This is a genomic window from Commensalibacter sp. M0355, from assembly GCF_016101365.1.
GTDB classification, from domain to species: Bacteria; Pseudomonadota; Alphaproteobacteria; order Acetobacterales; family Acetobacteraceae; genus Commensalibacter; species Commensalibacter melissae.
In genome coordinates, this window is the sequence record NZ_JACFQQ010000002.1 from 364,708 (window position 1) to 388,364 (window position 23,657).

Genomic DNA, 23,657 nt, shown 5'->3' on the forward strand with positions numbered 1-23,657 from the left:
GTTACACTGTTTTAAAATTCTAACATCTTAGACATGAATTCATGATAAGCTTATTTCTGAATAAATCCTGATTTTTGAAATTATTGAACTTTTTCATCTGAAATAATATTATTGGGATCTTAGATTGATAGTTCTTAATCGTTGTCTTTTTTTATCAAGATATAAAGACAGGAGATAAAGAATATATATTGCGATACAATTTATACCTAGCTGCAAAAATACTGATTGTCCCCAGCTAGCGAACATCAAACGCCCCCATAGATCAAAAACCGTACTCAAGGAAAAAACCTCCAGCGAGTGTCGACCATATAAGGCCAAAAGCTGCCCAATTTTATTTTCGGAAAATTGTTTGGTCCATTTTGAAGATTGAACAAGGTAAAATATTGCGATAACGTCCATTAATCGCAATGGTGAAAGATAAGCCTTTGCAGGAGTATGCAGTTCTATCAATCTCAAATCGAGTAATCCCCAATATCCCCATGGAAACGCTTCTAAGAAAGAAAAGATTAAATAAGCGATAGCAAGTCCCTGTAACCATACAAAATATGGAAAATCACCTTCATGCTTACCTGCAAGAATAGAACCATAAATCCCAAGCGTAAATAAAAACTGCCACGCTAAAGGGTTAAAAAACCAACCATCAGGATCAAGCCAGTTAGGAAAATTGAACCATGGATCAAGATTAACCCAACCCCATAGCAAAAAACTTATTCCCAACGCCAACCACCAACGATATTTCATGATTAAATAAAGGATGGGAAAAAAGGCGAGTAAAATGATATAGAGTGGCAAAATATTTAGATTGCTTGGCAATGCGTCCAGAAGTAACAACCGCCAGAATACTCTTAAGATACTGTGACCATGCGCCAATTCAGGCTCTAAAAAATCAACTGGCAATATCCATATCCGACGCCACTGATAGATGCTGAATAATGTAATTAATACCAAGCCTATCTGAAAAAGATAAATTTTCCAGCAACGTGCAAAAATTTTTTTGCAAATTTTCCAAAACCCGTCAAGCGGAATCCTTCTTCCATATGCAAGCCAAGAAGCATATCCAGCTAATAATACGAAAATTTCTGCTGCATCGGCAAACCCTACATTCCGCATGGTAAAACGATTTAGAAGATTTTCAGGAATATGGTCAATATACATCATGATCAGCGCCAATCCACGCAAAGCATCGATACGATGATCCCTTTTTGATTTTTTTTGCTGTTTGATCAGAACTTTATTCCTTAACGATTCTTTCCAATTAATTCTACATTTTCTTTCTAAATAAAATGAAGAAAATTAGTTTCAGAGCTTCATTACAACTTTACAAATCTGTTATATACTTTTTAAAATAAACTTGATAATTACATTTTTTAATGATTGTTTCTTCAAGGTTTTACATGAATAACCCTATTTCAATTAACCGGCAAAAAGTCAAAGAGGCTTTGAAAGATTTTACGCTTCCATGGTCTCCCCATATTCGGCTGCTAGACACTGATTTGATTGAAACGCTTCATATTGAAAACCAAAAAATACATATAACGTTAAAAGTCCCCAATGTCGATCCCGCTCAAGTGGAACCATTACGGGCAAAAATCGAACACCATTTAAGTCAGCTTAAAGATGTGGAACAAGCCCGTGTTTTTATGAATGCCATTTCTTCCGGCTTACATGATCCAACCATATCAAAACGCTTGGTATTCCCACCCAAACAAACCGGTCATACCAAATCAGATACAACTTCAATAAAAGCAAATAATATAAAAAATGCCAAACCCATTGAAACTCTCAATTCGGTTAAATGTGTCATTGCAATCGCTTCGGGAAAAGGGGGTGTTGGAAAATCCTCAACAACTGTCAATCTTGCGATTGCCTTGTCTCAAAAAGGATTAAAGGTTGGCATCATGGACGCTGATATCTATGGCCCTTCTATTCCACATATGCTTGATCTAAATGGCAAGGTAGAAATAAGAGACCACAAACTGATCCCAATGACGGCATGGGGTATTTCAGCAATTTCCATTGGCATGCTGGTTCCCACGAATCAGGCGGTTATATGGCGGGGACCCATGGTAATGGGGGCGGTCAAACAACTGTTGTCAGACGTAAAATGGGGAGAGTTGGATATCATGTTGATTGATATGCCTCCTGGGACGGGTGATGTTCAAATTACCCTTGGCCAATCCATTAAATTAGATGGTGCGATAATGGTTTCCACACCTCAGGATATTGCTTTATTGGATGCCAAAAGAGGTATTTCTCTTTTTCAGAAAACGCGAACCCCTATATTGGGTATCATTGAAAATATGTCTTATTTTCTTTGCCCTCGTTGTCAGGAAAAAACCTATATATTTGGACAGGATGGTGTTAAAAAAGAAGCTAAAGCTTTGAATATCCCTTTTTTGGGGGAAATACCTATTTTACCTGCGATCCGTACGGCATCAGATGAGGGAATTCCCATAACCGTTCAACAACCTGATGGCCCAGAAAGTCAAGCCTACCATGCTATTGCAGATTTAATTTATCCCGCCATTTGTAAAACAGGACTTGCAAATAGCAAAAATTCGTAAAAACCCTGTCACCCCGAATCTATTTCTCTAAAGAAGATCCAGGACCTGCCAAAACATAACAAACCTTATTTTTTGGCATATACCGACATAAAGGTCCCTGCTTTCCGTTTTTTCCTAAAATTCCAAATTCAAAAATCAATCCCAAAACCAAAACGAAAGTACAGGCAATATACCAAGGGCGTAAAGTGGCAAATTCGATTTTTTGATTTGGATCTAGAGGTTTAATATTAGAATCAAGATTTGAAGGTTGGGTAAAAAAACTTTCTCCCATAGATTCAGATGATGAATGGACGGATTTACCAGGTAATTCATACTCATATTCATCGACAGGAAGATTCTTTTTATCTTTATAATCCATAATGAAATTTTCAACTACTTTCATATTTATAATCAAATATTTAGCATAGTTCATTTTTTCTTTGTATAAAAAGTCTCATGTAGATACTGATTATCCGCATCCAGATTACGTCCAAAAGGAAGAAACCACATCGCTGCAACAATGCCGATAAATAAAATGATAATACCAGCAACATATAAAAGTTTTTCCATTTTCAATCTTTCCAAGAGATTTTATATACACATTAACTCTAGGATTTGTAATGATCCAGAATCTGCATCATTTCTGTCCATTCACGTTTGCTTAATCCACTGTCAGCTTGATCAACAGATTGTCCATTTAACAACTTGCCAATAACATTCATCATGGTCGAGGAAAATGTTACAGCCCCTTTGCGATAATCTTCAAATGCCTCACAAGCCAGAGGAACCCATGCCCGAACCGTTTTCAGCATTACTTCGGCATAAACACGGATTTCATATTGTGCATGCGAGTCAATTCTTAGCTGCAAGAAATGAAATAAATTATGTAAGTTAACCTTCCAGTACCATTGACTATAACTGTTCAAGGTCAAGTTCATTCTGGCAAGCTCACGAGCCAGCCCAAAACCATTTTCTTCAGGAGTACGAAGCATTTTTTCATAATCATCATAGCATTTTTGCGCATCATTACGTAAAAGCGATAGAACTGCCTCTGATTGGTCAGCAGAAAGAACTTCTCCACGACCTTGATGATTAACCTTGCTTTGCATTGCCAATACGCGAGGTTCGGGAATATAGAATTCTCTATCCATTATTGAATATCGGGCCGAATATTCATTTACGCTGGCCGTACGATGACGAATCCATTGTCGTGCTACAAAAATTGGCAATTTAACATGAAACTTAATTTCACACATTTCAAAAGGGGTTGTGTGATAATGACGCATTAAATATCGAATCAAACCACGGTCTTCCGATACTTTTTTTGTACCGGTTCCATATGAAACTCGGGCTGCCTGAACAATTGCAGAATCATTACCCATATAATCGACAACCCTGACAAATCCATGATCCAGTACAGGAAAAGCTTGATAAAGCATTTCTTCCAAACCTGGCGAAATTGGCCGTTTTGTATAAAGTTGCTGACTTGACTGCGCTTTAATATCTGCCTGTTGTTCTTCTGTAAGTGCCATAATAATCTATTTACTCATTTTAAGTACGACTAAGAAATTATTTATAAACCAGTATAAAACTATTTTCCTAAAATATATGATTTTAATGGTTTTTAACAGTCATGATTTGCATATTCCCCTCGTTAGCTATTTAAAAAAAATGCGGCTTTAAATTCAAACCCGATAAACAGGACAGATCAATGTGGACAAAATTTTTTCCGAAATATATAGCAGGCTTCATTAGTAAAAAATGACTGATTATCATCATATGAAAAATCAACCGTAATTGAATGATAGCCTGTTTTATATAAAAAATTGGCTATACTTCCCAAAATAATTCTTGTACCGTTTCCCATACCCTCTGTTCTCAAATAGTTAATATGAATTTGATACCCTGACTTTTCCGATACTCTGGTCTTGTAAAAATAATCTATCCCGCTTAGCTGATGGGATAAAGATTTAATCCGCCAATTTTCAGCATTTATTCTGCCAATATCAAAGTTCACATGAACCCTGTTTAAAACGGTTTTCTATATTGAAGTTTCCCAGAAACCGTTATTTGAAATCCCTATTTTCTTAACATTTAAATGACTACCATCTTCAAGCATCACATTTATATTCTCGAAAATGACCGTTTGGAAAACTTTAAGGACAAACGCCTTGGAATATGAATAATGCCCTTTTTTCCTGCAATCCGTGTCAGCGCATTATGCGTGTATTCTAATATGAACGGAGCCTCCCCATAACGTATATTATATAAATTCAGTCCTATAATAAATAAAAAGCAAAACAAATAGAGAGAAAAATACTTTTTTCAATTTATTCATTTTGCACATCTTGAAAATATAATTTATGTAAGTTTATTCAATCCAGCCGAATAAATTCATGAATTTATTTTATAAAATCCATTATTAATGCTTAGAATCACTATGAACCTTAATATTCAAATGATCAATTATCTGACTAGCATTATATGAAGTTAGATCTAAAAATGAATAAGGTTTATCCGGATTAACCTCAATTGTAAGCTCATGATCCGGATGATGAATAACATCAATGACAGCATTTCCAGCTTGTTTAGACAATTCCGGAAAATCTCTATCGGGTTTCTGTAAATCCTCAATCCATTCTTGCTTAATCTGATCAACGGATTCATTCTTTTCACGGCTTTTAAGATCAGCCAAATGTTGTATTAATCCATCATCACGAAAATGCATTGTAAAGGATACAATCTTATAATCATTTATCATTGCCATTTCATTATTTGCTGATGGTTTTTCCGGACCTTTTACACGAGCATTAATTTTTACATTCCCAATATTTTTTGCACCAATCTGGAACGGTTCAAGATTCCATTCTTGCAGATCATAATGATACTGCGCGGACAAATTCCCGAACAGATTTAGTTGATCATAACCATATTGTTTTAAAGCGTACAGTCTTGGATCACTATCGGTTTGTAATTGTAAGTTATCGAATTTATTACCTCTAAACAAACGGTTTTTTCCATCTTTTTCTGTCGAAATTTGCATGTCACCAAGCTGGTATCGTGCAGCATCAATTTTTAATTCGACATTTTTAATATGAAAAAGTTTAGGTTCGTCACTTGCAAATTCAAATGTTTTTCCATTTTCAATATTTTGGAAAAATTTAGCAAAACTCAAATCCTTAATCTGAAGTGATTGAATATTGAAATAATTGTCCCGATTGTTAACTTTATCATAATAACGGAAATCATTCAAAGTTTGGTCGGATTTTCGATCTAATCCATAATTTTTGATTTGATATTGAGCTATTGCTATCTTTTCCGATCCAGAAGATAATTTCATTGTAATATTCTTCAGATTTAACAAATCAAATTTTGCCTTTGAAAAATAAACACTCTTGATTTTTCCAGATGCATCGATGTCAAGCAAATCCTTTCTGGGAACAAAATTGTTTAAATCAATATGATCAACGTGAATCTGCCCGTTATTCATCATCAAGTCACTATCAATTTTTGTCTCAAAATTATCAATTGTAGCGCTCATCAATCCATTACGTGAACCAGATTTGATATTCAATTTATCCATTGTATATAATTGCCCAGACTGGCCTTTGATCTTCACTTTTTCCAAAATGGCACTACGTGTGAATACATTGGTTACACTGCGATCATAAACAATAGAAGAACCCGGAAAGGATTGCTCCAACATTTTAATTCCCGCATCAAGACGATTGTGTAGCTGATGCTGAAGATAGATATATCCACCTCCAAGACTTGAACCTAGTACAAGAATGACTGCGGTTGTTCCAAAGATTACTGATTTTTTCATCGCTTATTTCCTGTTAAGATTATTACGGAAAATTATAAAGAAATAATAAGTAAAAACAATTGGAAATTAATTACGGTTACCCAGAAATTTAATTTGGATCAAAAAAAATTAATTTCCCCTTTTTTTATTAGTGAAATATTATTATATTAAAATTGTTGGTTTACCCAACTATGGCAATAAACGGTATATGAAATAGGCGTAGTGGACCCGGGGGCGGTACCCGGCGTCTCCACCATAAAGCTTATGGGGACGAAACAGGATCGACACGCGTAGTAAAGATATATTTTTTGCTCGGTATTGTACCACCGTTATCGGACTGTTTTTTACAAATGCCAACGATAATTTCGAGGCACACGCTATCGCGGCCTAATAAGCCAATGTGACAAGCGCGGCTTGAAGGGTGCCGGGCAACAGAAACCCTTCACTTTAGATTATTGATTTTATAGTTAAAGTTTAGACAATGACCAATTCAGATAATTCAGGTTCTAACGAAAACCCTCCTTCCCTTTTACCATATAATGAATGGATTGAAGCTGCCTATCGTGAGGTCATGTTAAAAGCTCTGGAATCAGTTGCAAAAAATGGACTACCTGGGAGTCATAATTTCTATATCCAGTTTAAAACCGACTATCCTGATGTGATTATTCCACCCCAACTTAAAGAAAAATATCCAGAAGAAATGACGATTGTTTTACAACATCAATTTTGGGATCTGAAAATCAACAGAATTAAACAGCAAATGTCTGTTGGTCTTTCATTTGGCGGGGTTGGGAGTATATTGGTTATTCCGTTCGGATCTGTTATTGGGTTTGCAGATCCGTTTGTTAATCTAGCATTTAATTTTCAGCCTATTCCCTCTAGTCTAACCGTGATTCAATCTGAAGAAAAGACACCTGTTCAAACACTCCGTACAGTTACAAATAATATGGAAGAATTAAAAGATGCTAAACCTTCTAAGGAAAGTAACGCATCGAAAGAGAAATCACAGGTTATAAGTTTAGATGCTTTTAGAAAAAAAACCGATTAAATTTTATAATATAATATCAAATGATAAATAGTTTAACAAAACCAAAAGTTTAATTGGCAATAAACCGTATTGTGCTATAAAAAATATTAATCATTTTTTTAATAGTTAAAATATAACTTTTGTTAAAGATAGATTAATTACAACATAAAGCGATTTATGAGACTAATAGATTATCCAGATTATAAAAAATATCATAGTTTATTAGACTATTAATCCTACTATCATGCTTCGTAGTTTCTAATATAATTTAAATATTTAAACTATATTCCTTCACAATAACAAATAAACTGCAAGTCTTTATATTCATTATAAATTTATTATTATATAGAATTTTATTGTATAATATTCATTGACTCCGAATCATTTTAATATAAAAAAATTATTTTTAATCTATAAATATTTTAAACATGTTAATAATCATAAAGAATTTTTGGAATATTTTATTAATAGCCTTAATGGGTTTATTTATTTTTATTCTATTCTTTCATATCAACCAAATCCCTTTTGCCAGTTCTGATGAGAGCCGACACGGCGTCAGTGCTTTGGAAATGATCTACAATCATAATTATATTATAAACAGTTGGGCTGGCCAACCCGACATGTGGAATTTAAAACCTATTTTAAGTTTTCTGCCAACTTGTCTAATGATTTTACTTTTTGGCAAATCAATTCTAGCAATCCGTCTTTTTTCTCTTTTATGTGCAATATTTTTATGTAATCTTGTCTGTTATTATACAATTAAAAAATATAATATTTACACAGCCATTCTTTTTATTTCACTTCTATTTACAACCTCACTTTTAATTCGTAACCATGCTTTCAGAAGCGGCGACATTGATTCATTTTTTATCCTTTGTCAAATTACCGCAACATTATCATTAGCAACAAAGTATGATCATTTTCATATTACTCTGGCCGCTTTTTTTTCATCGTTAGCTTTTCTAGCAAAAAGTTGGCATGCTCTTTTCCTGGGCTTACCCTTTTTAATTTCCTATGGTTATCTAATTAAAAGCCATCGGTTCAATATAAAAGCTATTTTATATCCTGTCATTTGTTTTAGTTTGCCCATATTAATATGGCTTGGCATACGTTATCAATATGATGGTTTTGCTTTTATCAAAGAAATGGTGCGTTATGATTTAATAAAACGCTCTTCCCATATGATTGAAAATCATATTCATGGCTGGAATTATTTTATAAAAATTTTATTCAATAATTTTGGCCTCATTTTTTTAACATTTATATTTTCCATATTTTATAGTTACAAATATAGGAAAAAACATTTTTTAACTTATGATATCATCATTTATTTATCAGCCATTTTGAGTAGTCTGCTGATTTACAGTATGGCTAAAACAAAACTTTACCATTATGGCTATACGCATATTATATTAATCTGTCTGGTCACAAGTATTTTGATTGGTCGAGACATTAATAAATATACCCGATATTTTATTATTATTCTAAGTTTTATAGCAGTTATTTTTGCATTTACCAATCTACATAAAATCTCTTCAATACATTTGCCAGACTATTATTATCAACTACAAAAAAATGCCTATCCAAAATATAATACCTTATATGTACCACAACATATAGAACAGAATGAACGTTTAGCCATCATGGTATTTGGCAATTTCAATTATGATAAAATCAAATATGGAAAACCCATATCAAAAGCACTGGTTTTTTATCGGGATCAAGGCAATGACAATTCCGATATCAATCGATGTCATCCCATAACTGAAAAAGTAACAGAATTAAAAAATAAACATGATCAGAACGAAATATCTTTATTTTCTTGTAAAAATTTATAAATTAACATTTTAACGCTCATTCAAACCCTATATTTTCTAACGAAATAATTGATTATGAATAAAACCCCGCTTTTTATAATGATGACTGAATAATTATGTTTTTATTAACAAGAAAAAATTTTTTTATTATTCTATTGTTTGTACTTCTTGCAGTTTTCTATTGCACCCTTTTCTATCATATAAATCTTACCCATTTCGATAGCTGGGACGAAAGCCGTCATGCAGTCAGTTCAATTGAAATGAATATCAATAAAAACTGGATTATCAACACATGGATGAATAAAACTGATATGTGGAATTTAAAGCCCATACTCAGCTTTTTACCAACTTGTATTATCATTTCTTTATTTGGAAAATCCATTTTAACATTACGATTATTTTCAATAGTCTCAACAATACTGCTTTGCAGTATTGTCTGTTATTACACATATAAAAAATATAATATAATCAGCTCCATTCTTTTTTTATCCCTAATATTTACTGCATCCCTGATAATCAAAACCCACGGTTTCCGTTCTGGAGACGCGGATGCTTTTTATATATTTTGCCAAGTTATGGTTGTAATTGCCCTAGCAAGTAAAAATGATACCCGACATATTACACTTGCGGCTTTTTTTTCTGCCTTGGCTTTTTTAACAAAAAGCTGGCATGCTCTTTTTATGGCTATTCCCTATTTTATTGCTTACGGTTATTTATTCAAAAACAAACAGCTTTCAATAAAATCATTTACCTTTCCCATAATCATTTTTTTTTCACCTATTTTAATCTGGCTAGCATTACGTTATCCCTATGACAAGTTCGATTTTATCAAGGAAATGTACCGCTATGACCTCATAGCCAGAGCCTCTGACCGTATTACAGGTCATTACCATTCCATCTGGTATTTTTTTAATCAGCTTGTGGATCATTTTAGTCTGATCACCATAATTTTCATTTTCGCCTTGATTTATTCTTTTTCATTTAGAAAATGGAAAATGTTTTCATATGATATTTTAATTATTCTTTCTGCAATCCTGTCAAGTTTTCTGATCTTCAGTCTCGCCAAAACAAGACTCGCCCATTACAGTTATACCCATATAATTTTGATCTGTATCATCAGTGCCATTTTGATTGGGCGTGATGTTAATTATTATACAAAATTACTAACCTTATTATTAGCAATCATTGCATTAATCTATAATATGAGTACCTTGCATCAATTTTCGAAAAATAAGTTACCTGCCTATTATGGCAAATTACAAAAAAACGCTTTTCCTCTAACCAGCGCCATTTTCACGCCACATGAGATAACACAGGCGGAAAGATTATCCTTTATGGTTATGGGTAATTTTAATAATGATACGATTAAACAAGGGAAACCAGTAAAGAATTCATTGGCTTATTATCGCGTTGGAGCAAAAGATAATCCCGATGTGACAGGATGCCGTATTTTAACTGAAGAAAAAACATTAAATGATATACGTTATGAAGACGATACAGTTCGTTTGTACACTTGCCAAGAGAACCAATAGTTCTTATCTCTTGATCTTTCTAACTGATATATACATTTAATAAATGTATATTCTCAACATTTTTTAATGGCCCAACCATAATAATCCATGACTGATCTTACTGCAGATTTTGATTTCAAGCTTCCTGAACATTGCATTGCCCAGCATCCGGCCCGTCCCAGAGAGGCTGCCAAACTTCTTTACATTCCATCAAAATCGGGAAAATTTCAGGATAAAACAATACGGGATTTACCCTGTTATTTTCAAAAGGGTGATATCTTGATTGCCAATGATACAAAGGTCATTCCCGCCAAATTATTCGCACAAAGGGGTATGGCTCACATTGGGATTACACTTGATCGACCGATGGGAGATGGTACTTGGCATGTATTGATCAAAAACAGTAAACGTTTAAAGGAACAAGACCGCCTTGATTTTCCAGATAAAAAATGTTTTGCCACAGTGGTAAAACTTGAAACAGGTGGTAGTGCGTTTATCCGTTTTAATCTTGAGGGTAATGAATTTGATAAATGGCTTAATACATCTGGTCAATTGGCGCTACCTCCCTATATTCGTCGTCCCTATGGACCAACTGAAAGGGATGAGCTGGATTATTACACAATATTTTCACAAAATCCTGGTGCAGTTGCCGCTCCTACAGCCGGATTGCATTTTACAGAAGAATTATTAACCCAGCTTGATCATAAAGGTGTTGAACGGCTGGCCCTTACTCTACATGTGGGTGCTGGAACATTTTTACCAGTGCGAAGTGAAAACATCAATGATCACCATATGCATGCAGAATATGGCGTGCTCAGTCCAGAAAACGCTGAACGATTGAATCAAGCTAAAGTTGAAAAAAGACGTATTATCGCGGTGGGAACAACAACCTTGCGATTATTGGAAAGTGCAATTGATCGACAAGGAATATTTCACCCTTTTCAACAGGAAACATCCATTTTTATACGTCCAGGTCATCAATTCAGATCCATCGATATTTTGATGACTAATTTTCATTTACCCAGATCCACATTATTTATGCTGGTTTGCGCTTTTGGTGGAACAGAAAAAATGCGTCAAGCCTATGAACATGCTATTCGAAACAATTATCGTTTTTATTCTTACGGGGATGCATGTATTATCGAAAAAGAATTTTTATAATAAACAAAGTATTTTAATTTCTTGAGTTATAACAACCCTGTCATTTTAAATAAATGAAACATTTTCAGGTTTCATACAAGATAAATTATCATAGGGATTTTTCTGGGAGAAATTAAGAAACTGATTCTGTTTTTTTTGAATAGAACCAACAACAGCCATATCTTCTGCAATACTTTGATTTATTACTGAATGAATATTAACTATATTAAATACCTATCTCTAAATATAATATTTATCAATTATAATGTTAAAATATATTCAGGTTTTTAAAAACTTGTAAGAATATCAAAGAATATAATCATTTTATTAATGATCACTATCCCCCAGATTATGATAAATTTTCAATATCCATGATAATTAGATAATTTTTTAATCTTCCTTTTCATAGAATAAATTTATATAACATCAATAAATTGACCTTTTTTAATTTGACACACCAATCATGACATCGTTAAAATTCCATTGGACACAACAAGCTCAAGATCATAAAGCCCGTGCGGGAATATTACATACCGCTCATGGCGACGTAATCACACCAACCTTCATGCCTGTAGGAACAGTGGGAACAGTCAAAGCCATGACCATGGATGCTGTCCGTTCAACCGGAGCGGGAATAGTATTGGGAAACACCTATCATCTGATGCTTCGTCCAGGGGCGGAACTGATTCATGAACTGGGTGGATTACACAAATTTATGGATTGGTCTGGACCTATTTTAACGGATTCTGGCGGGTTTCAGGTGATGTCTCTGGGGGCCTTACGTAAACTGAACGAGGAAGGTGTTACCTTTCGTTCTCATATTGACGGATCCACATATAAATTGACACCAGAATCCTCGACGGATATTCAATATCTGCTTGATGCCACCATAACCATGTGTTTTGATGAATGTCCTGCACTTCCAGCCAGTCATGATACCATTGCCAGCTCAATGCGTATGTCGATGCGTTGGGCGGAACGGTCAAGAAAACGCTTCAAGACAAGACCTGGTTATGCTCAATTCGGCATTGTTCAGGGAGGTATTGAACCCGATTTAAGGATTGAAAGCGCGGAGGCATTAAACAAAATAGGATTTGAAGGTTATGCAATTGGCGGACTTGCTGTTGGTGAACCCCAAGAACAAATGTTTGAAACCCTTGATGTGACTGTTCCCTATCTTCCATCAGACAAACCTCGTTATCTAATGGGTGTGGGAACACCACAGGATATGTTGGGATCAGTTATGCGGGGGATTGACATGTTCGATTGTGTCATGCCAACAAGAGCAGGAAGAACCGGTCGTGCCTATACAAGCCGTGGAACACTTAATATGAAAAACGCCTGTCACATTCATGATCGGCGACCTATTGATCCAGAATGTGATTGCCTCGCCTGTTCAAAACACAGTCGTGCCTATATCCATCATCTTTTCCGCAGCAAGGAAATCCTTGGAGCAATGTTGCTAACCTGGCATAATCTTGCCTATTACCAAAGACTAATGCGAACTATACATCAGGCTATCTTGGATCAAAATTTAGAAGAAAAAGCGACAGAATTGCATAATGACTGGAATAAAGGCGATTGGAAACTGGATGAATGGAATTGATTATAACTTCAATAATATAAACTAAAAATATTGCTTAAAGCTTTGTCTTGATACCCCTTGAAGACAAAATTATTGTTTAGATGAAGCACATTCCAAAATAGGTTCAATAATATCCCGCTCCATTTCTTTATAAAGTTTAGTATCAGGAGTAATAAGGGGACACATCGTATCTCTCATAAAGGTAATGTGATCATTTCCACATCTGCTCAAATTTAATAATTTCTTCAACCCGATATAAATTTGACCCGAAGCACTTTTTAAATCATCCTCTGCATGTTTACGTGATACACTGTTTTTTATGACCTTTTCTTTACCGGCTAAAGCTTCGGACAATAATTCGATTTTATTATGTTTCTCTAACAATTTTGTAATCAATTCATCATCCCAGAGATAATTTTCTATAGCACGACGACCACTTATGAAAATTTCTTCTTTCTGAAATTCTTTAACTTCTTCATCACTGTAATCATCACGGTCAATTAAACGTAGCACTTTACTTTGTTGCTCCAAAACCGAAGAAAGCATTCTAAATTCCCGGCTCTTTTTTTTCAGATCATTGCATGCCCCTCCCGAGATAAAAGTTATATGAGGATACTGGTTTTGGAAAATCCAAGTATAAATTTTCGCATCAAAATTAAAACGTTTTTTACCCTCTAAACTCCCTTCACACATGACAATAATTTCGGGAGCCAATTTTGTTTCCAAACCATCCAAAGCAACCGACATGAATTTCTGCCATACCACCCGATCAATCGGCGAAGGCCTTAACGTAACCGCTTGATCAAAATCATGCTGGTCAAAATCAAGAAAAGCGACACTGCCTGGATTTTTAAGGGAAAGTTCTTTAGCCTTCATCATGACACCAAGTGAATGTGTCGCAATCCACAATTGTCCTTCACCTTCAATAAGCTTATACATCTCTTCAATCACTTTACCCTGTAAATTGGTATGAATATGCACTTCAGGCTCGTCAATAAGAAATAAAGCATCCTGATAATCATCAAGATTAATAATTAGGTCTAAAAGCAAATCAAAGGCGGCTTTTTCCCCACTGGACAGGTTTTTATAATTATAATGATCTATAATTCCTTTTTTGAAGTAAAAGGTACCCTCTTCTAATGGTGCTTTAATATTATTTAATATCAAATCACTAAATACATTTTGCACTGATTGTTGAAGTTTACCAATTAATTCTCCTCTTAATTTTTTGATTGTTTTATTATCATTTTCTTCCGCATAAACACCGCTCATTGTTAGATGAATTAACTTTGTATAATTTAATGCTACTTTTTCATCATTTGAAATAAAAGAGATAGGGCGTCTTGTAGTAATATCTTTTTTCGATATTGAATTAACGTTTATAGATGATTGATTACGATAAGCGGTTCTATAATATAAACTCTTAGATGATTCTTTTAAACGTTGATTATAAGTTTCGTAATCAATATCTACACTTAAGTCATCATCTTTATTATAATATTCACTGTCATCTGGGAAAGGAAAAGTCCCATAATCAACATTTGCTTTATGATACATTAGGTTATTTTTTGATATACTCCAAGAGGTGAATAAATTAGCATTAAATGCCTCAAACACTGATGATTTCCCACAACCATTCGGCCCTACCAAAACAACCATTTTGGCAGTTTCTGGAATCCCCTCAATTTTCAATTCAGTAAAACGCTTGAAATTCCTGATTTGAACGTTTTTAATTTTCATTATCAAATACCTTAATATAAATATTTCAAATAAATAAACTATTTTATTAAAATTTAAAATGATAAATAAGTGAAACGTTTTATTTAAAAATTATCTTTTTGCAAATAAAAAAACCAGCAATCATTATATCATGCTGGCTTTTTTGTTCATTGGAAAGAAAACAAAGAAACGGTTAGCTTATAAATTTCAACAACTGTCAATCTTGGATATAAAATAATCCATAACCTGATTGTTTTCTGTCAATTCGGGATGAAAAGAACAAACTAGAATATTGCACTGTTCCGCCATAACGATTTTTTTATCATATACCGCCAGGACATTTACATTTTCACCAACTGAAGCAATATAAGGGGCGCGAATAAAAACGGAAGGAATATTTTTTCCTATATTCCCTATATCCAAATCAACTTCAAAACTGTCAATCTGACGACCGAAACCATTACGTGTTACGGCAATATCGATCAAATTTAAAGGTTTTAATTTCTCTCCACCATCTGTAATAGAGGAACCACACAAAATTAAGCCTGCACAAGTACCAAAAACCGGATTTTTTCTTGCAAAATCACGTATTGGTTCATAAAGTCCAACTTCTTGTATCAAACGGCTAATTGCTGTTGATTCACCACCAGGTATAATCAATCCCTTTACCAGTTTAAGGTCTTCTGCTGTTTTGATCTCAATTCCCAAAGCACCCAATCCCTGCAACTGGGCAATATGCTCACTCACTGCTCCTTGTAACGCAAGAACCCCAATTTTTTTATGCATTATAATTCATATATACCTTTTTAATCAACATTATAAAAATTCCTATAAAGGGGAAATTCAAATTTCCCCCTTCCCAAAACCTAGTGGGACCGTTCTTGCATTCGTTCATCCACTGATAATTTGCTCATTTCAATACCCTTCATTGGCACACCCAACCCCTTGGATAATTCGGCAATCAATCTGTAATCTTCATAATGAGTTGTGGCCTGAACAATTGCACGGGCAAATTTTTCGGGATTTTCTGATTTGAATATACCGGATCCAACAAAAACGCCATCAGCACCCAATGACATCATCAAGGCCGCATCCGCAGGTGTTGCCACACCACCCGCAGCAAAATTTACAACAGGTAATTTGCCAAGTTGTTTAACCTGTTTAACCAATTCATAAGGTGCGCCAAGATCACGTGCATATACCATCAATTCATCGTCTTTCAATCCCATTACATGATGAATTTGTGACTGAACCTTGCGCATATGACGTACAGCTTCAACAATATTACCTGTGCCCGGTTCCCCCTTGGTCCTTAACATAGAGGCACCCTCTCCGATACGGCGCAACGCTTCACCTAGATCACGGCATCCACACACAAAAGGCACTGTATATTCACTTTTCAGCAAATGATATTCATCATCTGCAGGTGTAAGAACCTCGCTTTCATCAATATAATCAACACCCATCGCTTCAAGTACGCGAGCTTCGGCAATGTGACCAATCCGGGCTTTTGCCATTACAGGAATAGTCACCGCTTTCATAACAGCCTCGACAATAGTTGGATCAGCCATACGAGCCACCCCTCCAGCAGCACGGATATCAGAGGGAACCCGCTCCAGAGCCATCACGGCAACTGCACCCGCTGCTTCTGCTACCTTTGCCTGTTCAGCATTCACAACATCCATAATGACCCCACCCTTTTGCATTTGGGCCATACCACGTTTTACTCTTTCAGATCCTACTTTTTTATTCATTAATATATTCTCCGGTTTAAATTAAGATTATCATGCATAAACATTCAGGGAATTAAAACATCCAATTGGTATGATTCAAACTCATCCAATTTATATGTAATCTTTAAATTTATAAGCTCACTTGAAAAGTGCCATGACTAATAACCAATGCCTGATCAACTGGAATTATAAATTTGACAAAAAGTTTCCCGTTTGTAGAAGGGATAATAGAAAGATCGTTCGATGCCTTTACAATAAATACAATCGGCAATTTTGAAAGGGATATATTTATAATCAAAAACCTAGCTTGATAATATCCAGTAATGGAAATAATTCTACATTTCTTATAAAAAAATAATATAGTAAAAAAAATATTGATATTATATCATGACTCTGTATTCAGGGTTTGATCATCATGTGGACTTTGTCTTCCTCTTCCAATAAACCGTTATATCAGCAACTTATTCATCTTATTCAGCAAGCCATTATCAATGGTGCCCTGGGTCCTGGTGAACGATTGCCTTCTGAAAGGCAGTTGAGCCATCTCCTGAACATCAATCGTTCAACTGTTATCCGTGCATTGAACGAATTGACAGATCGAAAATTATTAATTCGAAAAATAGGCAGTGGATCGTATGTAAATCCGCTCAAACATGAAATAAATCTTTATCCATCAATGAATTGGTATCCTGTCAAATCGGTATATACCCAATACCAGCGAGATCCCTATCAGATTCATATACAAGAATTACGTAAAAAGGCCCAGGAAAAGCGTATCAACCTTATTGATATGGCAACTGGTGATCTTGCGCCTTCCCTTTTACCAAAAATTGATCCTACCGATTTACCCTGGCAACATGTTCTATCGTTAGAACAAGATGATGAAACTACACTTCTAGGTCTTTATTCCTTTCGCCAGGCCGTTCAATATCATATGAAAAAACGTATAGGTATATCAGTTGACCTATCCGAAATTCTAATTACAACTGGAACTCAGCAAGCCCTTTTTTTATTGACTCAAACCTTGTTAGAGCCAGGCGATCATATTGCGATAGAAACCCCTTCCTCTTTTTTCCGACTTCCCATTTTTCAAGCTTCCGGTTTACGTGTTCATCCTGCTGCACTGGATCAAAATGGGGTGAATCCAGAAATACTCCAGAAATTGATTCGTAAACATCCCGTAAAAATGATTTTTTTAAATCCAGTTTTTCAAAATCCAACCGGTTCAATCCTTTCATCTTTTCGTAAAAAAGAAATCCTACGACTTTGTCATGATAATCAAATTCCTCTTGTTGAAGATGATGCATATAGCCTGCTTTCGTTTGATGAGAATACTGATTGTAGATCCATCAAAATGTATGACATATACAAACAGGTTATATATCTTGGTTCTTTATCTAAATATATTGGTAAAGCAATCCGTGTTGGTTGGATTATAGCCCCTCATCCCATTATCCATCAGCTTGCCAATGTTAGACGTCAAATCGAGGGTGGAATAAGTGTTTTACCCCAATTACTTGCCCAGTATTATTTAACCCATCAAATGGATAATCATTTCGATTTTTTACAGAAAAAACTTTCGAAAAAAGCAAAGAATCTATGTCATTGGTTGGATCAAAATTACCAATCTCTGTTCCAATTTCAACCTCCAAAAGGTGGACTTTATCTCTATTCAAAATGTCGTCCAGACAAAAACAAGGAATTGTCCACCCTTTTACAGGAATGGTTAAAACAAAAAATAATTATTGCAAAGGGTGAAGAGTTTGGAGGGTCTCAAGGAGAGATACGATTTAATTTCTCTCATTTTTCTTCAAAAACAATCAAAAGATTAAAAAATTCATTGTGAAAAGGCAATATCAATTCTAACCTATTTATACAAATCAAGTAATTTTATAAGGAAATAAACATGTTATTCAGTCACATCTGCGTCGGCACCAACAATATAGAAAAAGCAAAGAAATTCTATGATGCTATTTTCAAGGTTATGAATCTTTCCGATTCAGGATTTGATAAAAAGGGGCGCCCTTTTTATGCGAAGGATGGTCAAAAACTGATTATTTGCAAGCCAATCAACGGACAGGCTGCAACTTATTCCAATGGTGGAACTATCGGATTTCAAATGAACTCTCCCGAACAGGTCAATCAATTCCATGCCGCAGGAATAGCCAATGGTGGTGTGTCAATTGAGGACCCTCCAGGTTTACGCAAAGGAACAAATAAATATCTGGCTTATCTTCGTGATCCTGATGGAAACAAACTTTGCGCTTTTTATGAAGAATAGAATAGTTTCTTGAATGATTCAAAGTTTGTTACATATTATTTACAATCAATGTTCAATAATAATGAACATTGATCAAACATAAATCAATAATTTATTAATATTTTTTAACAAACAGTTAATATTACATTCCCATATCCCAATACATTTAAAATCAAGATATTTAAACTATATAATACATTGATCATTAATTTTTAATGGAAGCTAATCATCAATGTTCAATAACAATTTAACTTTAAAGGAATGTAAAAGATTAATAAGTCTGGTAACCAATTTAAATGTTAGAAACCGATCATTTGTAATCGCTATGATCCTTTGGTTTTTTTTGGGTTTCTTCGGGGTGCATCGTATCTATATCAACAAATTTTTTACCGGTATCCTGATGGCTTTCCTTATGGTTTTAGGATTAGTTACAAAAATATTCCTGATAGGTTATGTTTTTTGCGGAATTGTCTGGCTGTGGTGGATATATGATTTATTTATGCTCTTAATACAAACAAGCAAACCCAAAACCTTTTATCGAGCCTAACTATATTGACAGCTTTCTGAATTTATCTGCCAAAATTGCGCTGATTGCACGTCTCAAACCCAATATTCTGATTTGATGTGAGCGATACAAATATAAATGTGCAATTTTTGCAACCCACCCTCTTATTGCAATATGATGACCAAAAACACCAAAAGATTGATAACGTCCAACGCTGACAAGTGAACCATAATCTTTATAATCAAAAGGGTTGACCGAAGCAGGATCTTGAATCAGTTTTAAAAAATTACGACTTAAATAGTAGGCCTGTTGCGTAGCCACCTGCGAGGTTGGTGGTAAAGGGTTATCTTGAACAGAAGAGCAATCTCCCATTGCAAATACATAGGGAAACCCAATGGCTTGTAATCGTGGGGTCACAACAATCTGGGATCGTTTGGAATATTCGACACCATCAATTTCCTGCAATAAATTATCACCTTTTATTCCGGTTGTCCAAGCAACCTGATCTGCAGGAATTACAGCACCATTTTCAAGATATACGTGATCCTTGGTTACTTCCTTTACGCGCGCTGATAACAAAGTATTTATGCCAATTTTATTCATGGTCACTTTGACAGCATTACCAATTTCTTTCTCAAAAGTGGGTAAGATCTGATCCCCCGATTGCACAACTGTCAAATGCAAATAATCGGTAAAATCATACCCAACATACTGTGAAGACTGTTTAAGCTGATAGATAATTTCACCGCTTAACTCAACTCCAGTCGCTCCGGCCCCAACAATAACAACATGATGCTTTTCCTTCAAAATTGCAGCTTGTATTATAAAATTCCTTAAATCATTGTAAAAATCAAGGGCATGATCCAGATCATCAATTGGATAGGCATATTCTTTTACACCTTTAGTGTTAAAATCATTGGTTTTACTGCCCATCGAAATAACCAAGTAATCAAATTCAATATTCCGTTCCGGAAGTATTTCTTTATTGGTTTTGTCATATAATGCGTCTAAAGTGATTTTTCTCTGTTTCAAGTCAATTTTTGAAACATTTCCCGGATTAAAGATATAACCATCACGTTTGGCCTGTGTAAGAAAGTTAATCCCCTGTTCATTGGGTTTCGCACTTCCTGCAGCAAATGTATGCAGCATCGGTTTCCAAATATGATATTCGCTTTTATCAATTAACATTAATTCATATTGTTCAGATTTCAATAAAGAGGATAATCGGGTCACGAATTCCATTCCTGAAATTCCACCTCCTAATACAACAATACGTTTTTTCTGCATTTTTACTTGCCCCTTTACGTGATCTTAATTGAATACTTATAAAGTTTGTGATTTTAAAAAAACCGTACAATTGTTTAATTGATAAACTGAATTTTTATTTGAATTATTACTTTTCTTAAAACAACAACTTATTATTTGTTCTTTAATTATGACGTTACAATTTTTAAATAATTAGGTCAATTGCAAATAAAACTATAATCATGACCTATTTCTATATTTATTTACGTGACAATAAAAATCATGTCTCTGGATAATTTTCATTTTAAGAATGTTTTTTACACTTAAAGAAAACTTGTTTGAATATACAAACCTATTCTATAAAATAGATAATCTGAATTACAATTGATGTAGTTATATATTCATATCTTCATGCTACCTAAAAATTTTTCCAAACTTATTCAAAAAAAAGCGATTGAATTGGGATTTGACCAATGTGGCATTTGTGAAGCATCTCTTCCACCAGAAAAAGCGGCTTTGCTTAAGGAGTTTGTTTCTCTCAAGCGACATGGAACCATGCAGTGGTTGGAAGATCGTCTATATTATCGTTCCAGTCCCCACCATTTATGGCCAGAAGTGAAAACGGCAATTGTCTTGGGAGTAAATTATGGTCCCCGGGAAAATCCCCTGGAAAATCTTAAACATCCTGAATATGCAAATATATCTGTTTACGCCCGTAATCGGGACTATCATGATATAATCAAGGGATGGCTGAAACATTTAGCCCAATTTATATTAAAAGAGACAAAATATTATTCAAATAATGAACAGGTTAAGGTTTTTGTCGATACGGCACCCATCATGGAAAAACCTCTCGCGCAAAAGGCAGGTTTAGGTTGGCAGGGAAAACATACAAATCTGGTTTCCCGTCAATTTGGCAGTTGGCTTTTTTTAGGTGAGATATTGACCACCCTTCATATTCCCCCTCTACCTGCAAGCAAATCACATTGTGGTTCCTGTAAAAAATGCTTGGTTTCCTGTCCAACTCAAGCTTTTCCCGAGCCTTTTAAACTGGATGCAAAACGCTGTATTTCGTATCTCACTATAGAATATGCCGGCAGTATCCCCATCGAATTTCGTAAGGCTATGCATAATCGAATTTATGGTTGTGATGATTGTCTGGCTGTCTGTCCATGGAATAGTTTCGCTAGTCAAAGTCGTCACATCAAGTTACAGGCTCGAACCGAACTTGTTTCACCCCCACTTGCAAAATTTCTTCAATTCAATGAGGAAGATTTCAGAAGTTTTTTCACTGGATCTCCTGTAAAGCGTATTGGTCATTTACGATTTATCAGGAATATCCTGATTGCGGCAGGTAATTCAAATATAGAAAATCTTTTACCACTAATAATAAATTGGAAAAATCATGATAATGCTATTATTAAGGAAACAGCCCAATGGGCATTTGATCAATTTATGATATCCGTATAATTGCAAGCCAATCAAAAATCATGTCACGACATTATTTAAAAAAACGCAGTTTTCAAATTTCTGGCCATCGCACAAGCATCGCTCTGGAACAGGACTTTTGGAATATTTTAGATCAAATGGCGGTATCAAAAAATCTTACCCTGCTTCATTTAATTACTGAAATTGATGCAAAACGGTGTGCAAATCATCCGCTATCCTCTAGGCTAAGATTAACAGCGTTACATTTTATATTAAAAAAAATATAGTTATTTGATTTTTCCAACTTTTTTTCAATAAAAATCATTGACTGTAATTAAATAAATAGATTATCCCTCATATTACAGATAATATATGCCACGAAAACTTTTAAAATAAATTTGCCTTTTAACAAAAGAATAATAGAATGAAGCAAGTTTAATCCTACTATATTATATTAATTCAATGCCTGTTTTTGGAAAAATTTTTGGAACAATCGCCGGCTTCGCAACAAGTGGTCCTCTTGGAGCATTACTAGGTGCTGCCATTGGTCATGCTGCGGATAAAAACAAGCTGTTGAATCCACCTTTGGGAGGATGGGTTGAACAATGGAAACATAAGATCTCTCCCGATCTTGTGGGTGCCAGCACCTATATTGCTGTGCAAATGGCCTCAAATGCCGGTAAAAAAGAGCAAGTTATGGCATTATGTCTCATCATTTTATCTGCCAAGCTTGCCAAATGTGATGGTCCGGTCAACCGAAGTGAGGTTGATTATTTTAAACATCATCTTCATATTCCACCACAGCAAGAAAAGCAAATAGGTATGCTTTTTGATCGGGCCCGTTCAAGAGTTGATGATTATCCAAAATTTGCAAAAATTCTTAAACATAATTTCCAAGAGGAAAAAGGCAAACTTGAAAATGTTTTTATCCTTCTATATATGCTGGCCCGTTCTGATTTAAAAAAATCGGAACCTCTTCATCCGCTTGAAGAAAAATATTTGCGACATATCCAGCATATATTCGGTCTCTCAGAACGAGTATGGGATTATGCAGCCCAAGGAGGCAGTCCCCGTTCTGTTTCTGACGAACCTGATGCATACGTAATACTTGGGGTTGATCCTAAAACGGATACCAAAACTATCCGCAACCGTTGGCGTGAACTTGTTCGCATCTATCATCCTGACCTTATTGCAGCAAAAGGAGGAAATCCACAGGAAATTGAAAAGGCAAACCAAAAAATCGTAAAAATTAATGCTGCATGGGATTATATTAAACATAATCGTGGAATTTAATTTCAACAATTTTCTATATAATCGTTTGGATCAGATTTTTAATTTT

General features: G+C 34.8%; 22 protein-coding genes and 1 other RNA gene. 13 read left to right on the forward strand and 10 right to left on the reverse strand.

Annotated features, from left to right (window positions below):
• Nucleotides 1-108 precede the first annotated feature (108 nt).
• On the reverse strand, nucleotides 109-1,260 hold the full coding sequence (locus H3T44_RS05385) for an OpgC family protein (RefSeq protein ID WP_370552731.1): 1,152 nt from the start codon (nucleotides 1,258-1,260) through the stop codon (nucleotides 109-111).
• A gap of 134 nt (nucleotides 1,261-1,394) precedes the next feature.
• On the opposite strand from H3T44_RS05385, the gene H3T44_RS05390 reads away from it, so the two are divergent.
• Nucleotides 1,395-2,564, forward strand: coding sequence for an Mrp/NBP35 family ATP-binding protein (locus H3T44_RS05390; protein WP_198196469.1), 1,170 nt, complete (start codon nucleotides 1,395-1,397; stop codon nucleotides 2,562-2,564).
• Nucleotides 2,565-2,583: 19 nt separating this feature from the next.
• On the opposite strand, the gene H3T44_RS05395 is transcribed toward H3T44_RS05390, so the two are convergent.
• The 5 genes from H3T44_RS05395 to H3T44_RS05415 form a co-directional block, all read right to left on the reverse strand.
• The gene (locus tag H3T44_RS05395) at nucleotides 2,584-2,946 is read right to left on the reverse strand and encodes a hypothetical protein (RefSeq protein WP_146206659.1); all 363 of its coding nucleotides are present in this window, start codon (nucleotides 2,944-2,946) and stop codon (nucleotides 2,584-2,586) included.
• A gap of 26 nt (nucleotides 2,947-2,972) precedes the next feature.
• On the reverse strand, nucleotides 2,973-3,113 hold the full coding sequence (locus tag H3T44_RS05400) for a hypothetical protein (protein ID WP_155565153.1): 141 nt from the start codon (nucleotides 3,111-3,113) through the stop codon (nucleotides 2,973-2,975).
• A gap of 38 nt (nucleotides 3,114-3,151) precedes the next feature.
• A complete protein-coding gene (gene thyX / locus H3T44_RS05405) occupies nucleotides 3,152-4,075 on the reverse strand; it encodes an FAD-dependent thymidylate synthase (protein ID WP_155565152.1) in 924 nt (307 codons plus the stop codon).
• A gap of 176 nt (nucleotides 4,076-4,251) precedes the next feature.
• Nucleotides 4,252-4,560 carry a hypothetical protein gene (locus H3T44_RS05410; protein ID WP_110438712.1) on the reverse strand — a complete coding sequence of 103 codons (309 nt, stop codon included), beginning with the start codon at nucleotides 4,558-4,560 and terminating at the stop codon, nucleotides 4,252-4,254.
• A gap of 405 nt (nucleotides 4,561-4,965) precedes the next feature.
• On the reverse strand, nucleotides 4,966-6,369 hold the full coding sequence (locus tag H3T44_RS05415) for a hypothetical protein (RefSeq protein WP_198196471.1): 1,404 nt from the start codon (nucleotides 6,367-6,369) through the stop codon (nucleotides 4,966-4,968).
• A gap of 115 nt (nucleotides 6,370-6,484) precedes the next feature.
• Here H3T44_RS05415 and ssrA point away from each other — a divergent pair.
• The 6 genes from ssrA (at nucleotide 6,485) to tgt (ending at nucleotide 13,449) form a co-directional block, all read left to right on the forward strand.
• Nucleotides 6,485-6,795: a transfer-messenger RNA gene (gene ssrA / locus H3T44_RS05420) on the forward strand.
• A gap of 34 nt (nucleotides 6,796-6,829) precedes the next feature.
• Nucleotides 6,830-7,396, forward strand: a complete 567-nt coding sequence (locus H3T44_RS05425) for an SspB family protein (protein ID WP_198196473.1) — start codon at nucleotides 6,830-6,832, stop codon at nucleotides 7,394-7,396.
• A 455-nt stretch (nucleotides 7,397-7,851) separates the two neighbouring features.
• A complete protein-coding gene (locus H3T44_RS05430; RefSeq protein ID WP_155567859.1) occupies nucleotides 7,852-9,213 on the forward strand; it encodes a glycosyltransferase family 39 protein in 1,362 nt (453 codons plus the stop codon).
• Nucleotides 9,214-9,308: 95 nt separating this feature from the next.
• Nucleotides 9,309-10,724 (forward strand): glycosyltransferase family 39 protein, encoded by a 1,416-nt coding sequence (locus H3T44_RS05435; RefSeq protein WP_198196475.1) that lies wholly within the window; start codon nucleotides 9,309-9,311, stop codon nucleotides 10,722-10,724.
• 87 nt (nucleotides 10,725-10,811) lie between these two features.
• Complete coding sequence (gene queA / locus H3T44_RS05440) at nucleotides 10,812-11,864, forward strand: tRNA preQ1(34) S-adenosylmethionine ribosyltransferase-isomerase QueA (protein ID WP_198196477.1); 1,053 nt, start codon at nucleotides 10,812-10,814, stop codon at nucleotides 11,862-11,864.
• 442 nt (nucleotides 11,865-12,306) lie between these two features.
• Nucleotides 12,307-13,449, forward strand: a complete 1,143-nt coding sequence (gene tgt, locus H3T44_RS05445) for a tRNA guanosine(34) transglycosylase Tgt (protein WP_110438705.1) — start codon at nucleotides 12,307-12,309, stop codon at nucleotides 13,447-13,449.
• Between the two features lie 69 nt (nucleotides 13,450-13,518).
• On the opposite strand, the gene H3T44_RS05450 is transcribed toward tgt, so the two are convergent.
• From H3T44_RS05450 to pdxS, 3 genes are all read right to left on the reverse strand, one after another.
• Nucleotides 13,519-15,168 carry an ATP-binding protein gene (locus H3T44_RS05450; protein WP_198196479.1) on the reverse strand — a complete coding sequence of 550 codons (1,650 nt, stop codon included), beginning with the start codon at nucleotides 15,166-15,168 and terminating at the stop codon, nucleotides 13,519-13,521.
• Between the two features lie 186 nt (nucleotides 15,169-15,354).
• A complete protein-coding gene (gene pdxT, locus H3T44_RS05455; protein ID WP_198196481.1) occupies nucleotides 15,355-15,933 on the reverse strand; it encodes a pyridoxal 5'-phosphate synthase glutaminase subunit PdxT in 579 nt (192 codons plus the stop codon).
• An 80-nt stretch (nucleotides 15,934-16,013) separates the two neighbouring features.
• Nucleotides 16,014-16,901 (reverse strand): pyridoxal 5'-phosphate synthase lyase subunit PdxS, encoded by an 888-nt coding sequence (gene pdxS / locus H3T44_RS05460; RefSeq protein ID WP_155568989.1) that lies wholly within the window; start codon nucleotides 16,899-16,901, stop codon nucleotides 16,014-16,016.
• A gap of 394 nt (nucleotides 16,902-17,295) precedes the next feature.
• Here pdxS and H3T44_RS05465 point away from each other — a divergent pair, with 394 nt between their 5' ends.
• From H3T44_RS05465 to H3T44_RS09200, 3 genes are all read left to right on the forward strand, one after another.
• Complete coding sequence (locus H3T44_RS05465) at nucleotides 17,296-18,726, forward strand: PLP-dependent aminotransferase family protein (protein ID WP_198196482.1); 1,431 nt, start codon at nucleotides 17,296-17,298, stop codon at nucleotides 18,724-18,726.
• 60 nt (nucleotides 18,727-18,786) lie between these two features.
• Nucleotides 18,787-19,161 (forward strand): VOC family protein, encoded by a 375-nt coding sequence (locus H3T44_RS05470; protein WP_122123280.1) that lies wholly within the window; start codon nucleotides 18,787-18,789, stop codon nucleotides 19,159-19,161.
• A 211-nt stretch (nucleotides 19,162-19,372) separates the two neighbouring features.
• Nucleotides 19,373-19,687: an NINE protein gene (locus H3T44_RS09200; protein WP_122123279.1), complete on the forward strand. Its 315-nt coding sequence runs from the start codon at nucleotides 19,373-19,375 to the stop codon at nucleotides 19,685-19,687.
• On the opposite strand, the gene H3T44_RS05480 is transcribed toward H3T44_RS09200, so the two are convergent.
• On the reverse strand, nucleotides 19,688-20,932 hold the full coding sequence (locus tag H3T44_RS05480; protein WP_198196484.1) for an NAD(P)/FAD-dependent oxidoreductase: 1,245 nt from the start codon (nucleotides 20,930-20,932) through the stop codon (nucleotides 19,688-19,690).
• 369 nt (nucleotides 20,933-21,301) lie between these two features.
• Here H3T44_RS05480 and queG point away from each other — a divergent pair, with 369 nt between their 5' ends.
• The 3 genes from queG (at nucleotide 21,302) to H3T44_RS05495 (ending at nucleotide 23,611) form a co-directional block, all read left to right on the forward strand.
• Nucleotides 21,302-22,360, forward strand: a complete 1,059-nt coding sequence (gene queG / locus H3T44_RS05485; protein ID WP_110438697.1) for a tRNA epoxyqueuosine(34) reductase QueG — start codon at nucleotides 21,302-21,304, stop codon at nucleotides 22,358-22,360.
• Nucleotides 22,361-22,380: 20 nt separating this feature from the next.
• Nucleotides 22,381-22,605, forward strand: coding sequence for a ribbon-helix-helix domain-containing protein (locus H3T44_RS05490; protein WP_198196486.1), 225 nt, complete (start codon nucleotides 22,381-22,383; stop codon nucleotides 22,603-22,605).
• Nucleotides 22,606-22,780: 175 nt separating this feature from the next.
• A complete protein-coding gene (locus H3T44_RS05495) occupies nucleotides 22,781-23,611 on the forward strand; it encodes a TerB family tellurite resistance protein (RefSeq protein WP_198196488.1) in 831 nt (276 codons plus the stop codon).
• Nucleotides 23,612-23,657 lie beyond the last annotated feature (46 nt).